13 protein-coding genes are annotated in these 14588 nt (G+C 56.8%); 4 read left to right on the top strand and 9 right to left on the bottom strand.

All coding sequences use genetic code 11. From position 1 onward, the window contains the following. Positions 1–37 precede the first annotated feature (37 nt). The 8 genes from tssH to AAGR08_RS07530 form a co-directional block, all read right to left on the bottom strand. Positions 38–2641 carry a type VI secretion system ATPase TssH gene (gene tssH / locus AAGR08_RS07565; RefSeq protein WP_345829363.1) on the bottom strand — a complete coding sequence of 868 codons (2604 nt, stop codon included), beginning with the start codon at positions 2639–2641 and terminating at the stop codon, positions 38–40. A 203-nt stretch (positions 2642–2844) separates the two neighbouring features. Next, positions 2845–3336 (bottom strand): type VI secretion system effector Hcp, encoded by a 492-nt coding sequence (gene hcp, locus AAGR08_RS07560; RefSeq protein WP_097097003.1) that lies wholly within the window; start codon positions 3334–3336, stop codon positions 2845–2847. 3 nt (positions 3337–3339) lie between these two features. After that, complete coding sequence (locus AAGR08_RS07555) at positions 3340–5025, bottom strand: OmpA family protein (protein WP_345829360.1); 1686 nt, start codon at positions 5023–5025, stop codon at positions 3340–3342. Beyond that, positions 5022–5696 carry a type VI secretion system protein TssL, short form gene (gene tssL / locus AAGR08_RS07550; protein ID WP_345829359.1) on the bottom strand — a complete coding sequence of 225 codons (675 nt, stop codon included), beginning with the start codon at positions 5694–5696 and terminating at the stop codon, positions 5022–5024. Before tssL ends, AAGR08_RS07555 begins: the two co-directional genes overlap by 4 nt. Further along, complete coding sequence (gene tssK, locus AAGR08_RS07545) at positions 5693–7033, bottom strand: type VI secretion system baseplate subunit TssK (protein WP_345829358.1); 1341 nt, start codon at positions 7031–7033, stop codon at positions 5693–5695. The genes tssL and tssK overlap by 4 nt, the downstream gene beginning before the upstream one ends. A 15-nt stretch (positions 7034–7048) precedes the next feature. Then, positions 7049–8596, bottom strand: a complete 1548-nt coding sequence (gene tssC, locus AAGR08_RS07540) for a type VI secretion system contractile sheath large subunit (RefSeq protein WP_345829356.1) — start codon at positions 8594–8596, stop codon at positions 7049–7051. A gap of 29 nt (positions 8597–8625) precedes the next feature. Beyond that, positions 8626–9123 (bottom strand): type VI secretion system contractile sheath small subunit, encoded by a 498-nt coding sequence (gene tssB, locus AAGR08_RS07535; RefSeq protein WP_345829355.1) that lies wholly within the window; start codon positions 9121–9123, stop codon positions 8626–8628. Positions 9124–9480: 357 nt separating this feature from the next. Further along, a complete protein-coding gene (locus AAGR08_RS07530) occupies positions 9481–10155 on the bottom strand; it encodes a GntR family transcriptional regulator (protein ID WP_345829354.1) in 675 nt (224 codons plus the stop codon). Positions 10156–10269: 114 nt separating this feature from the next. Between AAGR08_RS07530 and AAGR08_RS07525 the strand changes: the two genes are divergently transcribed. The 4 genes from AAGR08_RS07525 to AAGR08_RS07510 are packed head-to-tail and all read left to right on the top strand — an operon-like array spanning position 10270 to position 14249. After that, on the top strand, positions 10270–10950 hold the full coding sequence (locus AAGR08_RS07525) for a DUF2848 domain-containing protein (RefSeq protein ID WP_345829353.1): 681 nt from the start codon (positions 10270–10272) through the stop codon (positions 10948–10950). An 11-nt stretch (positions 10951–10961) separates the two neighbouring features. Then, positions 10962–12305: an amidase gene (locus AAGR08_RS07520; protein WP_345829351.1), complete on the top strand. Its 1344-nt coding sequence runs from the start codon at positions 10962–10964 to the stop codon at positions 12303–12305. Positions 12306–12307: 2 nt separating this feature from the next. Continuing rightward, the gene (locus AAGR08_RS07515) at positions 12308–12943 is read left to right on the top strand and encodes a hypothetical protein (protein WP_345829350.1); all 636 of its coding nucleotides are present in this window, start codon (positions 12308–12310) and stop codon (positions 12941–12943) included. After that, on the top strand, positions 12936–14249 hold the full coding sequence (locus tag AAGR08_RS07510; RefSeq protein WP_097096993.1) for an MFS transporter: 1314 nt from the start codon (positions 12936–12938) through the stop codon (positions 14247–14249). Before AAGR08_RS07515 ends, AAGR08_RS07510 begins: the two co-directional genes overlap by 8 nt. Before the next feature lie 75 nt (positions 14250–14324). Here AAGR08_RS07510 and AAGR08_RS07505 read toward each other — a convergent pair whose 3' ends face one another. Then, positions 14325–14528 carry a hypothetical protein gene (locus AAGR08_RS07505; protein WP_097096992.1) on the bottom strand — a complete coding sequence of 68 codons (204 nt, stop codon included), beginning with the start codon at positions 14526–14528 and terminating at the stop codon, positions 14325–14327. Between the last annotated feature and the right edge of the window lie 60 nt (positions 14529–14588).

Here is a 14588-nt window from a genome sequence, read left to right as displayed (position 1 = left end):
ATCCTTTTATTGCCGCGTACAGAAAACCTTCGTTCACTCAGAACGTAAAGATCACATCGCCTTCTTCACTGGTATCCAGCGTCAGTCTGTCTCTTAAGGTGCCGCTGGCGCGATGCTGCAGGATCATCTGGCTCATAACCGGCAAAATCTGCTGATTGAGCAGGCTGTCGATGTTGCGCGCGCCGGTGTCCGGCAACAGGCACGCATCGGTGAGCATGTCGAACAGATCTTCGCCGATGGTGGTACGCATGCCGTAATGACGTTGCAAACGCTGGCTCACCTGCTTCAGCTTCATTTCCACGATGACGCGCATGGCTTCGCGTGCCAGCGGGCGATAAATCACCGTCTGGAAGCGGGCCAGTAGCGCGGGCTGGAAATGGTCGCGCAGGAGTGGGCGCAGGCACTCCTGAAGTTCGGATTCGGTGGCTTGCGGGTTTTCGTCCAGCAGCTGCATTAGCGAGTCGCTGCCGAGGTTTGAGGTCATCAGGATTACGGTATTGCGGAAATCGATCTCACGTCCTTCGCCGTCGCGCATAAATCCGCGATCAAATACCTGATAGAACAGATTGATCACGTCGCGGTGCGCTTTTTCCACTTCGTCGAGCAGCACAACGCTGTACGGACGCTTACGCACCGCTTCGGTGAGGATGCCGCCCTGGCCGTAGCCAACGTAGCCCGGCGGTGAACCTTTGAGCTGGGAAACGGTGTGCGCTTCCTGGTATTCGCTGAGGTTGATGGTGATTAACGACTTCTCGCCGCCGTACAGCAAATCCGCCAGCGCCAGCGCGGTTTCGGTTTTGCCGGTGCCGCTGCTGCCCACCAGCAGAAACACGCCCTGCGGGCCATTTTCTGAGGTAAGCCCGGTTTTAGCAGCGCGCAGGCGTTGGGCGATGGCGTTTAGCGCGGCATCCTGACCGACCACGCGGGTAGCGAGCTGACTTTCCAGCGCCAAGAGTTCGGCCTGCTCATCCTTCATCAGCGAAGAGAGCGGCACGCCGGTCCAGTCGGCAATTACGCTCGCGACGATGCGCGCATCAACGTCGGCGGTGAGCAGTGGCTCGCCGGGCTGCAAAGCATCAAGTTCAGTCTGGAGTTTGGCGATATTGCCATGCTGTGTCCCAGCTTTGCGGCCAGCCAGCAGCTGCTGCATCAGCGACTGCACCTTTGCATAGCGCTGCTCAAGCGTCTCAAGTTCTTCATCAATTATTGCTATCTGGCTTTCAATTTCGGCCAGACGCTCGTGCGGGATAGCGCTGCCGAGCGCTTCATCGTCAAGAATGGCGCGCTGCTCAAGGTTCAGCCCGTCAAGCTTCGCTCTCAAACGAGTAATCACCTCCGGCACCGTGTCCTGATTCATGCGCACGCGCGCAGCGGCAGTATCAAGCAGGTCAACCGCCTTGTCGGGCAGCTGGCGACCGGTTAGGTAGCGGCGCGACAGCGTGACGGCGGCGCGCACCGCCGCGTCGGTGATATGCACGCCGTGGTGCTCAGCGTAGCGTGACTTAAGGCCGCGCAGCATCAGGCACGCAGTGTCGTCGTCTGGCTCGTCAACCTTGACCATCTGGAAGCGGCGCTCCAGCGCGGCGTCCTTCTCGAAGTACTGCTTGTATTCACTCCACGTGGTGGCCGCAATGGTGCGCAATTCGCCGCGCGCCAGCGCTGGTTTCAGCAGGTTGGCCGCATCGGCGCCGCCCGCCTGGTTGCCCGCGCCGATAATGGTGTGCGCTTCGTCGATAAACAGCAGCACCGGATGAGGCGCAGCCTGCACCTCGGTGATGATGTTTTTCAGGCGCTGCTCAAACTCGCCCTTCACCCCCGCACCCGCCTGCAGCATGCCGAGATCCAATGTATGCACACTCACAAGTTTAAGGCTGTCCGGCACGTTACCTTCAGCGATGCGCAGCGCCAGCCCTTCCACCAACGCGGTTTTACCCACGCCCGGCTCGCCGACCAGAATCGGGTTGTTCTTGCGGCGGCGCGACAGGATATCAATCATCTGGCGAACTTCGTTGTCGCGGCCAAATACGGGGTCGATTTTGCCATTACGCGCATCAGCGGTGACGTCGCGGGTGAAGCGCGCAAGCGCTTCGGCAGATGGGGTTTTGTTCGGGCCTGCTGCGGAGGGTTGTTCGAACGTGCTGACCGGCATTTCCGGCTGCTCCGCTTCTGCACGCTCATCGGACTGCGCGTCCAGCATCGGCTGTAGGCGCTCCAGCTGGCTTATGCGCAGACTCAGCAGCGGCCACAGCCCTTCACAGCGCACCAGCGACGGCTGTTCGGCCAGCGCCATCAACAGATGCACGCTGCGGATTTGTGGGGCGTTATCTGAAGTCGAGGCCATCAGCCACGCCTGTTTCAATAAAGCTTCCAGTGCCGAGGAAAGCTGCGGGCGACCACGTACCGCACGCGGCTGACGATCGAGAAATGCCAGCAAATCCTGCCAGATGGCATCCATATCCCACTCATAGCGGCGCGCAATCACGGTGATGTCGCCTTCGCCCTGTTCCAGCAGCTTGAGCAGCCAGTGTTCCGGCTGAATTTCCGCATGCGCGCGGGTCTGACACAGCGAGGCAGCGGCTTCCAGCGCCTGCGCGCAAAACGGGTTAAGGCGACGCAGCAGTGCGGCTGACTGACTATCCATAGCAAAGTTCTCCTGATTGGGGCACGCTACCGCCCGTCGCTATGTACCAAAGCGCATAAGGTCAGTAGGTCTGATGTGGAAATGACTAGTGATTTCACCCGTCGAAGATGGAATCATCAGGCATCTAGAGCGGTACGCGTTTTGGTCGCCATGAATGGCGACCCTACGAGATGGACGGTCCGCTGGGACCGCCCCTACAGCCGTTATGCTGTCGCTCTCTCATTCCATGAATCGGAATGAATAATGTTGCCGTCTTTGTAGGTCCAGGTGATTTTTTCGTAGCGCAACTCAATCTGCTCAAGATGGTTGTGCTTCTCTTTTGACGGGTCTTTAACGTCGTGCATCAACGGATTGACCTTCACCACCTTTACGTTTTCCAACTTGGTGTTGAAGTACTCGACCTCCTGGCCTGCGTCACTAATGCGATACCATTTGAACTCGGCCGATTTAAGCGTCTGCCCGGTGGTTACCGCTTTATAGAGATACGGACTGGACGAGTCGATCTCCTTGGTAAGCAGGAACGGCGTATGAATACGCGTGCCGGTCAGCTTGCCGGTGTTATTGTCGGTCGGGATGTACAGGTTGTGTTCCTGCGCCACCACTTCGATGCTGCCTTCACGGTCCTGTACATCCACCGATCCTTTAATGTCCGCACCGCCATCGTCCTTCAGCCACAGATAAACGGGAATTGCCATGTGTTACTCCTTTTCTTCATGATTACCGTCACCATCCTGTGATGACGGAGGGAAAGCGCCCGGTGCCTGACAAGCGTCAGCTTGAGGCACGAGACTGATCTCAACGCGCCGGTTTGCTGCGCGCCCCTCGGCGGTTGCGTTGCTCGCCATCGGGCGACTCTGGCCAAACCCCTGTACCGCAAAACAACTCTCATCCACATCACCGGTATCACGTATCCATTCGCGGACTGCGTCAGCACGCTTCAGTGAGAGTTTTTGGTTCAGCAACACATTGCCGGTGTCGTCGGTATGGCCCGCTACCACAATCAACCAACCTGGCTTCGCCTTAACGTTAACCAGTGCGTTAACTAACACTTTGGTTGAGCCCGTTTTCAGGACGGATTTGCCCGAATCAAACAGCGACATGGCATTCAGTCTTACCAGCGTGGGTTGAGGTTTGGGCGCAGGTATGGGTTTGGGTTCTGGCAGCCAGGTGCCGATGGCACGCAATACGGGCAGGTGAAGATAACTGCCCTGGTAAAGGCCTAGCCCAAACCGTAATGGCGCACCCTGCCGTGCATACTTATCTAGCTGCTTCGCGTCATCACGCAGGACCTCAACCGCCGCCAGTTTTGGCGCGTAGTCCGTCATGGCGATGCGGTAATAATGTCCGAGGTCAAACGCGATGCGCTGGATCAACGATTGATTGTTCATGGCAACCGCACATAGGGCGATAGCTGTAGAAACTGCGAATGCATTAAGCGCCATGCGCAGTGCACGCATGCGTGGCGTCAGGCCACGGCCTTGCGGCAGCAACGGAAGGACAAACTCCGGAAGAATGGTTGCAGCGTCAGTAGCAGAACCGGCGCTGGCGATCGTGGTGTGCAGCAGCAGCCATGCACGCCACAGCGAATCGTGCTCCGCATCCAGTGTGCCGGGTTGCAGTTGCATCATGATAGCGCCGGGTTTCACTGAGGCGACGTCGGTATGCGAATCTGTCAGTACACGCAGCACATGCTGGCGTAACCACGCATCCAGTGAGTTGAGCAGGATATACTGCTGCATCGCTGTTGCGCCGCCCGCCTGCATCCATTCATCTAAGCCGCGCGGTGAGGCATCATCCAGCCAGATTTGTGGACGCCTTTCCGCCAGCTGCACCTGCCAGAGTGGAGCCGTACACAAGGTCATCGCGCCAGCAACCGCCACATTAATCAGCAGCGGTAGTGCCTGGCAGGTTTCACGGCGCAGTAGCGCAATTTGCCAGCGGAGGGCAAAGAGTTCATTTTCCAGCACTGCGTTGTCATGCTGCTGCTGCGGAATGATGCTCATACAGATGGAAATCTGGCAGCCCCAGCCGGGACGCATCTGCAATAATTGACGCACGTTGTGCTGCAGTTCGCTGCTATCTACTACGCGAATAAAGCAACCCTGCGGCAAAAGACGTACTGGCTCCGCTTCAGACAGACCATGATCGCCGCAGCACAGCACCACCGGATGCCGGTAAGTCGCAGCGGGTAAATCACTCCATAACTGGCCGGTTGCTTTTATGCGGCGTCTTGAAAGCTTTAACATCACTGTGCCGATAATCAGCGTAATGGTCAGCAAAAGCAGAATGGCGGAGCTGCGTGCCACCGGTAGAAACAGCAGGCACAACACGGCGGCGAGCAGCCATATCCAGAGCGCCAGTAAGCGCTGAAGCAACGGCGTCATCCTTTCACTCCAGGCAACAGCGTTGTGATCAGGTGATCCAGCCAGTGGTTTAGGCCCCACCACAGTGCCGCCAGCAGCAGTGCTGTCAGTCCAATTCGCACTGGCCAAAGGCTTAACCAGCCCATGCTCAGCCCACCGTGTGCCAACGACAGCAAAGGCGCATCTGCTGGGCGCGTGAAGGGAGGCACGCGTTTAGCCAGCGCTATCATCAAGTGCTGACGGGCGGGCGCATCTGCAGAGGCATAACCACCCAGAAAGCCCAGCAGCATCACGCGATGAAAGCAGGTCAGCACTAGCGGATCCGCTTCGGGCTGGGCCAGCACCTGCTGCATGCGATCGCACAGGGTTTCGCCCGCGTCCATGGTCTGTAGAAAGTGCCCCTGCAGCGGCATGTGATACCACTGTAAGCAAGCATCATCCTGCACCCCGCGCCCTTTTACCGCTTCATCCAGCAGCGCGCACTGAGCCAGAAGAATGTCATGACAACCCTCGCGACTCACACCCGCTTCCCGTAGCACACGCTGCACATGCTCGGCATCTGCGACGCAGCGTTGCCAAAGGGTCAGTCCTCCGTCTTCAGTAAATTCTGGCCCGTGCCGCAGGCTGATTACCTGCAGCCAGGTATTTTGCAGCAGCGCATCAATGTCGATGGTTTGTGAGGGTGTACTCATGATCTCAGCACCGCAAAGAGTTCCAGTTCCGGGTCACCCAGCGTGCCGGGGACGTAAAACATGCAGCTACCGCTCTCCAGCATTGCTCGTGCCGCCGGGTGAGACAGATCCAGTGAGAAATACTGATTCTCCATACGCAGCGGAATAGCAGCCGGAACGTGGCTGAGCGGTTTTAGAGGGATACCCAGCTGCGAGCTATTGACCAGCGCGATGACGTCATCAGGGCTACCCGCTTTACACTGGCGCGGGAATTGCTCTTGCAGCTGGACCACCGGCAGTGGAGAACGTACGGAAAGATAGAAATCGGCTTCTTCGCGCAGGCGGGGATCATTCAGGCGCGCATGCCACTGACGCAGCCGACGATCGTGGGTCATTTCAATCGCCACCATGCGCGACGGCAGGCTGGCTTCAAGCAGCGTACCTAGCAAACTGAACAACGGCGGAAAAACGTCGTTCAGGCTGTCATGCCGGTAAGCGGGAATGGCACTGACCTGATGCTCCAGCGAAAATGTCAGCAGGCTGCCCGCCAGTCTTGCCAGCTCAGGATAGAGCCGCTCCGGCGGACTTTGCGGATGACGCACAAAATCGGCCAGCACCGGTTCAGCGCTGTTAAGCGCATTCAACAGCCAAAACAATGACACATCAGCAACGGCAAAATCGGCCATACGTTGATTGCTTTCGCGGCGCATCGCCATCAAGCGTGCCAGCCGTGCATCTAGTTGTGTTATGAGTAGATCCAACGCGGTGATAAGCCATGGACTCGACTTCATCATCAGCAGCGGCGGTAGGAATTTATCGTCCAGCATCCAGTCACCCTGCGCATCTTGCTGCAGGCGAGCCACCGGGCAGGTCAGCCAGTCGCTGTTGTCCTGATGCGCATAACGCAGCGTCAACTCGGGTTGCAATACCGCCACCTGCCGGGTGTCATCCCCGAACAGATTGCGAACATCACGCCAACGCTGGCGAAAACGCACCGGGCGTTCAGCCACGTCGCTTTCCTGCAGGCAATTGCCGCCGCTGGCGTAGAGCTGCGGCAGCGCCAGCACAACCGTCACTTCCTTCTGCTCCGCCTCAAGCGTTAGCGTGGGGGGAAGCGGATCGGCGTTTTGTGTATCCACCAACGTGCCATCGCTGAATCGCAGGTGCAGATGGCGCGGCTGCAAACGCCCGAGTTTCAGCGCCTCTGGCTCAAACTCCGCCTGCAGCACGCCCCAGGGTTGATTAAGGCCCATACGCGCGATGCATTCGCCCTGCCAGGCCTGCCAGGCAGACTGCTGCTGAAAGTGCTGAGGCGAGATCATGGTGCCCCGGCCCCAAAGTGGTTGCTCTGTTTTCATCCCTGATCTCCGCCCTTACGCTTTCGCTTTCGGCATCTGCGACACCAGCGACAGGTTCACGTCCATGCCTTCCACCTGGAAGTGCGGGATGGCGAACAGCTTGACGCGGAAGAAGCCCGGGTTGTCTTCGATATCTTCCACCAGCACTTTCGCATCGCGCAGCGGATGTGAAGACTGCAACTCGTCGCCCGGATCGGTCATCTCGGTGACCAGCGTGCGCACCCAGGTGTTCAGCTCCAGTTCCAGCAAGCGGCGATCTTTGGTAGTGCCGATGTTTTCACGCTGGATCAGCTTCAGATAGTGCGCGATGCGCGACAGCAGGAAGATATAAGGCAAACGCGCGTTGATGCGGCTGTTGGCGGTGGCATCGGCGGTATCGTAGATCGCCGGTTTCTGCGTCGAATTGGCCGAGAAGAAGCAGGCGTAGTCGCGGTTCTTGTAGTAAGAGAGTGGGATAAAGCCGAGATTGGCGAACTCAAACTCGCGCGTTTCCGGGATCATGACTTCAGACGGGATTTTCACCTGGTTGCCGGTGCCGAGATCGTACAGATGGATCGGCAGATCCTGGACTGCCCCACCCGCCTGCGGACCGCGGATTTGTACGCACCAGCCGTTACTGATGAAGCTCTGCACCATATTGGCAGCGAAAGCGAACGAAGCGTTGGTCCACAGGTATTTGTCGTGGTCCGGGCCTTTCACCTCTTCCACATAGTTGAAGCTGCGCACCGGCACGGTGTCCGGGCCGTACGGCAGGCGACCGAGCACACGCGGCATGGTCAGCCCGATGTAGCGCGCGTCGTCGGTGTCACGGAATGATTTCCACTTGATGTATTCGGCGCGGTCAAAGTAGTTGCCGATATCTTTTATGGCCGCCACCTCTTCCATCGAATCTTTCAGGAAGAACTGCGGGCCAACGGAACCGATAAACGGCATGTGCGCCGAAGCGGCGACTTTCGACAGGTTACGCAGCAGCGCCACGTCCTGCGCGGAGGCATCAAACTCATAGGCAGAAATCACCGCGCCAATCGGCTCGCCGCCCGGCGTGTCGTATTCAGCCACATAGGTTTGCAGATAAAGGCCGCTCTGGATGATTTCCGGCGCATCTTCAAAGTCCTGACGCAGGTCATCTTTCGACACGTCGAGCACTTCAATTTTCACGTTCTGCCGGAAGTCGGTTTTATCCACCAGCGATTTCAGGCCGCGCCACGCCGATTCTACCTTCTGGAATTCGTCGTGATGCATCACCGCATCCAGCTGGCGGCTGATCTGGCGATCAAGCTCGGCGATATGATGATCCAGCAGGTTTTTATCCAGCTTCTCGACTTTTGCGCCGCTGATTTTTAAGCGCGTCAGAAACACCTGCATCGCAGCGGTGACGCGCTCGTCAGCGGTGGCATCTGACATCGCTTGGCTGTCCTGCCAGACGTTCAGATCGCTCAGCTCGGAGACCGGATTAAGGTTGATTTTTTCAAATAGCGAAGCGTATACGCCGCCTGCCGCCGGGCGTTCCAGCACGGTGGTTGCGCCATTAGCATGGGTTTCATTCTGAACTGACATCAGCATTCTCTCTCTATAGTCCGTTACGGGGATGATCAGGCTTGATCGGTGGCCAGCGCAGACAGCTCGCTACGCAGTTCGTCGCTCAGTGCGGGATCTTTCAGGATGGCTTCAAGCTCTTTGCGGAAGGTGACGTTATCCAGCAGGTTCGATTTGAGGTCGCGCAGCAGATTACGCATTGCCAGCATGGCGCGCAGCTGCGGGATTTGACGGGCGACCTGCTCCGGCTCAAAGTCCTTCATGTCGCGGAAGTTAAGCGCCACGTTCTCTTCGCTGCCATCGCCGGCCAGGGTGTTAGGCACGATGAGGTTAACGGAAGGTGCGATGTCGGCCAGCACGCTGTTGAAGTTGTTCTTATTGACGTTGATTTTTTCGCGCTCAGACAGCGGACGATCTTCCTGGCCGTTGCTGAAATCACCGGTGACCAGCAATTTGAGCGGCAGCTCGGTTTTTTTCGCACTGCCGCCGGTGTGCAGGTCAAGTTTGAGGTTGATACGTGCTTTAGGGATTTCATTCTGATAAGAGTTGCTCATATTTACTCCTTGTAAAAATGGCGCGGAAAGCACGCATAGGCACACTTTCCCTGTGTGTTTCGCCGGGAATATATATGAGGTCGCATCAGTAAAGCAACGCACAGCGCTGTCGCTTTATTCCTGTTTTTTATAGGAAATTTCTTGGAATTTCACTTAAGTCATTGAGGGTTTTTAGAAAATCGATTAGGAATTCTCCTAAATAAAAATCTATTTTTTTGATCAATACGACACAAGAAGGGATTTTTCTGAGGGAAATAATACAATTTTTCTAATTATTTGCTGGGTAGGCATTTTCACTCACCCGCCCAGCCCTCGGTTAAGCACTGTCGCCGGCACACAATCATTATAATAGGCCGTTCAGTTATTCAGCAGAGCCTGTTTGAAAGAGTAGATATGAATGCGTGCCGCGTCTTCCGCCTGCTCGGCATCGCCCTTCTCCAGCGCCGCAATAATTGCCTCATGTTCAGCAATAACTTCATTCATATGTGCGGCGCTCGACAGTGTCGTCGCCCAGAAGCGTTGTGCCTGAGCATGAATGATGCTCAGGATATCGGCCAGACGGCTATTGGCTGCAATATCCGCCAGCACCTGATGGAACTCGCGGTCAAGCAGCATCATCTGTTCCCGATCGTGTAATTCACTGGCGCGGGCAATGCGCTGGTTAATTTCCCGTAAATAGGTAATCTGCGCAGCGTTGACGCGCTGCGTCGCCAGACGTAGGCACAGCGCTTCATTAACCAGCCGCACTTCTATTAACTCCAGCGCATCATCCATTGACAGCGGCGACACCATCACACCCTTACGCGGAATGATCTGCAATAAACCTTCGGTTTCCAGCCTGTGCACGGCCTGATTGATAGGTGTTCTGCCCATCTCAAGATCATCCATTACCTGCGCGATGTTGAGATAGTCCCCGGGCTTGTACCGCAGGGTGATCAAGCGGTGTTTAAAAGCCAGATAGGCTCGTTCATTAAGAGAAATACTCTTTGGGCTGGCTGGCGAGCTCACATTTTCAGCAATCACATTACTCATCGCGCAAATCCTTATTAGGTAACTGAGACATATTACACAAAAACCTGGCATGAAAATGGCTAGATTGAAATCACTGTGAAATTTCACACGAATTTCTCAAATGGAGATCAAACCATGCAATTACGTTTTACAACTGATAACGCAGACGCAGCAGTACTGGACGTTGAGGTCAAAGAGCTGGTTATCGCCGGCTGGGTGGGCCGCGATCGGGCAGCCGTGTTGCACCATATCAGGGAGCTGGAAGCACTTGGCGTGCCCGCTCCTGGTGCGGTCCCGCTGTTTTATCGCGTTGCGACGAATCAGCTCAGCCAGCAAATACGCCTGGAAGTGGTGGGCGAGGAAACCTCCGGCGAAGCCGAGCCCTTCGTGTTTTTCCATCGCGGCGAGTATTGGGTTTCACTGATCTCAGACCACACCGATCGCCATCTGGAAACCTTTAGCGTGGCGCTATCAAAGCAGGCCTGCATTAAACCTGTCGCCGGACACGCCTGGCGCCTGTCAGAAGTGAAAGCGCATTGGGATCGGCTCGAGCTCCGCGCCTGGATCAAAACAAACGGTGATTGGATTACCTATCAGCAAGGCGCCCTATCCGCTCTTCTCACGCCGATGGATTTATTAAACCGCTATTTTACTGATCGTCAGGTTGAAGAAGGTTTTGCTATGTCATGCGGCACGCTTAGCGCGATCGGTGGCATTCGCCCTTCGAGCGAGTTTCGCATGGCGCTGCACGACCCGCTGCTCAACCGCACGCTGGAACATACCTATATTACTGGCTCGCTGCCGGTCATCGCCTAAGAGGAACCTCTATGACAACGTTATGGCAAGCGAGCCAGCAACTGCTCGCCGGGCACATCACGCCCGAAACGTTAGTGTCTGATGCTCTGCACGCCATCGCGGCGGAGTCCGGCGAAGGTAAACGCGTCTTTACCCAAACCTATCTGGCCGAGGCGCAGCAGCAAGCTCGGCAGGCGAACGCGCGCTGGCAACAGCACCAGCCAAATAGCGCGATCGATGGCCTGCCGATCAGCATCAAAGATCTGTTTGATGTCGCCGGCGAAGTGACGCTCGCCGGCTCGCGTTTACTCAGCAATGCTGCAAAGGCAACGTCTAACGCCAGCATGGTAGAACGGCTGCGCCAGGCGGGAGCAGCCATCGTCGGCAAAACCAATATGACCGAATTCGCTTTTACCGGTCTTGGTATTAACCCGCATTACGGCACGCCCGCCAATCCGTGGCAGCGCACTGAACAGCGAATCCCCGGCGGCTCTTCTTCCGGGGCCGCCGTGGCCGTGGCCGATGGCATGTGTCTGGCGGCGGTCGGTACCGATACCGGCGGCTCCGTGCGTATTCCCGCTGCGCTGTGCGGCTTAACCGGTTTCAAACCCAGCGCCAGTCGTATTGATCAAACCGGAACCTTGCCGCTGGCCGCGTCGCTCGACAGCATTGGTGTGATTGCCCATGACGTGCGCAGTTGCTGGCTGCTCGATAGCGTGATTGCCGACGAACCGCTGTCCATTGATGAACGCCGCCTTTCTGACGCACATTTCGTTATCCCGCAAACGCGCGTGCTGGAAGGCCTTGATCAACATGTCAGTGCGGCATGGCTGCACGCACTCGGGCAGCTTCGTGCGCAGGGCGTAACGCTGACTGAGCTGCCCCTGCACGAACTGGCAGAGCTTGAAACGATCAACTCGCGCGGCGGTATCACGGCCTGGGAAGCCTGGCAATGGCATCAGCATTACGTTCATTCTCAGCCCGATGCCTACGATCCGCAGGTCCTGACGCGCATTAAACGCGGTAGCTTGCTAACCCACGAAGAGGCCAGCGCGCTGTACCAGCAGCGAGCTGACTGGAAACAGCGCGTTGAGAACGCGATTGCGCCCTTCGATGGCATGTTAATGCCCACGGTGCCGCTTATCGCCCCCACTCTTCACGAACTTAACGATCCTGCGCGCTACATGCAGGTCAACATGCTGATGCTGCGCAATACCAGCGTGATCAACATGCTGGATGGCTGTTCGATCTCTCTCCCCTGTCATCAACCTGGCGCTGCGCCGGTTGGCCTGATGCTGTCCTCAACCCATGGCAACGATGCTGCATTACTCAGCTGGGCTGCCGCGATTGAAACCACCCTGAAACGGAGTATCTGATCATGACTCAACCCCATGGCATGCTGTATGTCGCCACCCATATCGAGGCTGCAGATGAAGCGGATTTCAACCAATGGTATGACCACGAGCACGTGGAAGAGCGCGTTGCCATCAAAGGCTTCCTTTCTGGCACACGCTATCAGTCCTTAGAGGCGGAGCGGAAGTATCTCGGTCTGTATGAAACAGAATCGCTTGAGGCCTTCACCAGCGCGGATTATCACGCAGCCTTCACGCGTCAGACGGAATGGTCGGTGAAGAATCTCAACAACATGATCAATCCCATGCGCCGGGTGTGCGCCATCACCCACCAGCATGGTCAGGGCACTGGCAGCCATCTGGCGGTGCTGACGCTTACGTCAGGAACAGATGTTGCATTACTGGACGGCTGGCAAAAAAGCGTGCAGCAAACGCCGGGCTATATCGCTTCGCGTTTGTTAACGCCAGATACCACGTTGAGCTCCCCTCTTCCCCGGGAAAATAGGGGAAATCGCCCCATGCATCCCATGCTGCTAGTGACCTGCCGCGACGTGCAGATATGTAAAACCCTCGCCGCCAGCGCCGCACAGGCGCTGAATGCAGATGCTCAGCTTTACTCCCTCAGCTGGCAGTTAACCAAACAGGAGATGGCACATGGCTAATACCGATTCGACACTGCAGCACCCTGCACGCGAGCGCACTGGCCACGCCAAAACCGGTCGCCTTGCGGCGGCCAGCTCGATTGGCACGGCACTCGAGTGGTATGACTTTACGGTTTATAACATCATGGCCGCGTTGGTGTTTAACCACGTATTTTTCCCTGACTTCGATCCACTCGTCGGCACCATCCTGGCGTTTTCCACCTATGCGGTGGGTTACGTCTCACGTCCGGTAGGCGGGATGATTTTTGGCCATCTGGGTGACGTAGCTGGCCGCAAAGCGGTGCTGATCACCACGCTGGTCATTATGGGCGTCACTACCGCGCTCATGGGCCTGCTGCCCGGCTATGCGGTGTGGGGGATCTGGAGTCCGTTGCTGTTGGTGGCATTGCGTTTTATTCAGGGTATCGCGCTGGGCGGTGAATGGGCTGGTGCGGTGCTACTTTCCATGGAACATGGCGATGCCAGTAAACGCGGGCGTAATGCTTCGTTCGCACAGGTTGGGCCTTCCTGCGGCACGTTAATTGGTACCGGATTTATCACGCTGGTCACGGTGGCGTTAAGCGGTGAACAGTTCCAGCAGTGGGGATGGCGTATTCCCTTCCTGTTGAGCCTGCTGCTGGTAACCTTTGGCTTGTGGCTGCGTCGCGGCGTTGAAGAGACGCCAACCTTTGTCGCGATGCAACAAGCCGAGAAAACCACCCATACGCCGCTGAAAGAGGTGTTCCTTCGCTATCCGCGTGAGTTGCTGATCGCGGGGGGATCGCGCATTGGCTCGGATGTGTTGTACGCGCTGGTGGTGGTGTTTACGCTGACCTACGTCACCACGGTGCTGCAATTGCCGCGTCCGCTGGCCCTGATGGCCACCATGCTGGGCGCGATAGGCAATGCGATTACCGTACCGATGTTTGGCGCGCTTTCAGATAAGTTAGGCCGCCGACCAGTCTACATTGTCGGTGCTTTGCTAGCGATTGTCTGGTCATTTGTCTTCTTCGTCCTGCTCGACAGCTCGCAACCGGTGCTGATCGTGCTGGCGGTGATCGTTGGCCTATTGATTCATGCGGTGATGTATGGCCCGCAGGCAGCATTTGTGACCGAGCAGTTCCCCAGCCATGTGCGTTACGCGGGTTCTTCGCTGGCCTATACGCTAGCGGGTATTATCGGAGGTGGCTTTGCGCCGCTGATTATTACCTCTCTGTATAAGGAGATGGGTAGCACGCTGTGGGTGTCGCTGTATGTCAGCCTGGCGTTACTGATTACGCTTTTTGCGCTGTGGAAAGCGAAAGAGACAGCGCACCGACCGCTGTAATTCGCTTATTGAGTTTGGCGAGGGAGTGCCAACTTTCAGCCCAGGAGAGCAGAATGTTCCGCACCATCGAGTGGATTAATGCAGTTTTTTGGCCAGAATACGAATCGCTTTCTCACAGGCGCTTTTCGTCTTGCTGTCTGACGAGCGTAAGCTCAAACGGTACAGGGCACCAATCAGTTCCTGTACGCTAAGCGCCTCATCGGGCCGGAGAATATGTGAAACCACGCGCCCTACCAGTGCACGAATATCATCCGTAATGTCTGTATCTTCGTCTTTCACTTGCCCTCCTGCCTCACGCTTCGCTTATTTAGGAAGTGCCCACCTCCTAATTAGACAAAT

Origin of the sequence: Pantoea sp. BRR-3P, from assembly GCF_039621635.1 — a bacterium.
GTDB lineage: Bacteria > Pseudomonadota > Gammaproteobacteria > Enterobacterales > Enterobacteriaceae > Pantoea > Pantoea floridensis.
Note: the sequence above shows the minus strand (reverse complement) of the source record. Positions and strands in the feature narration are given on the sequence as shown.

Excerpts from the sequence above, each read along its gene's own strand:
- AAGR08_RS07555 (WP_345829360.1), bottom strand. The coding sequence starts at position 5,025 with ATGACGCCGTTGCTTCAGCGCTTACTGGCGCTCTGGATATGGCTGCTC.
- hcp (WP_097097003.1), bottom strand. The coding sequence starts at position 3,336 with ATGGCAATTCCCGTTTATCTGTGGCTGAAGGACGATGGCGGTGCGGAC.
- AAGR08_RS07525 (WP_345829353.1), top strand. The coding sequence starts at position 10,270 with ATGCAATTACGTTTTACAACTGATAACGCAGACGCAGCAGTACTGGAC.
- AAGR08_RS07520 (WP_345829351.1), top strand. The coding sequence starts at position 10,962 with ATGACAACGTTATGGCAAGCGAGCCAGCAACTGCTCGCCGGGCACATC.
- tssB (WP_345829355.1), bottom strand. The coding sequence starts at position 9,123 with ATGAGCAACTCTTATCAGAATGAAATCCCTAAAGCACGTATCAACCTC.
- AAGR08_RS07530 (WP_345829354.1), bottom strand. The coding sequence starts at position 10,155 with ATGAGTAATGTGATTGCTGAAAATGTGAGCTCGCCAGCCAGCCCAAAG.
- AAGR08_RS07510 (WP_097096993.1), top strand. The coding sequence starts at position 12,936 with ATGGCTAATACCGATTCGACACTGCAGCACCCTGCACGCGAGCGCACT.
- tssL (WP_345829359.1), bottom strand. The coding sequence starts at position 5,696 with ATGAGTACACCCTCACAAACCATCGACATTGATGCGCTGCTGCAAAAT.
- tssC (WP_345829356.1), bottom strand. The coding sequence starts at position 8,596 with ATGCTGATGTCAGTTCAGAATGAAACCCATGCTAATGGCGCAACCACC.
- tssH (WP_345829363.1), bottom strand. The coding sequence starts at position 2,641 with ATGGATAGTCAGTCAGCCGCACTGCTGCGTCGCCTTAACCCGTTTTGC.
- tssK (WP_345829358.1), bottom strand. The coding sequence starts at position 7,033 with ATGAAAACAGAGCAACCACTTTGGGGCCGGGGCACCATGATCTCGCCT.
- AAGR08_RS07515 (WP_345829350.1), top strand. The coding sequence starts at position 12,308 with ATGACTCAACCCCATGGCATGCTGTATGTCGCCACCCATATCGAGGCT.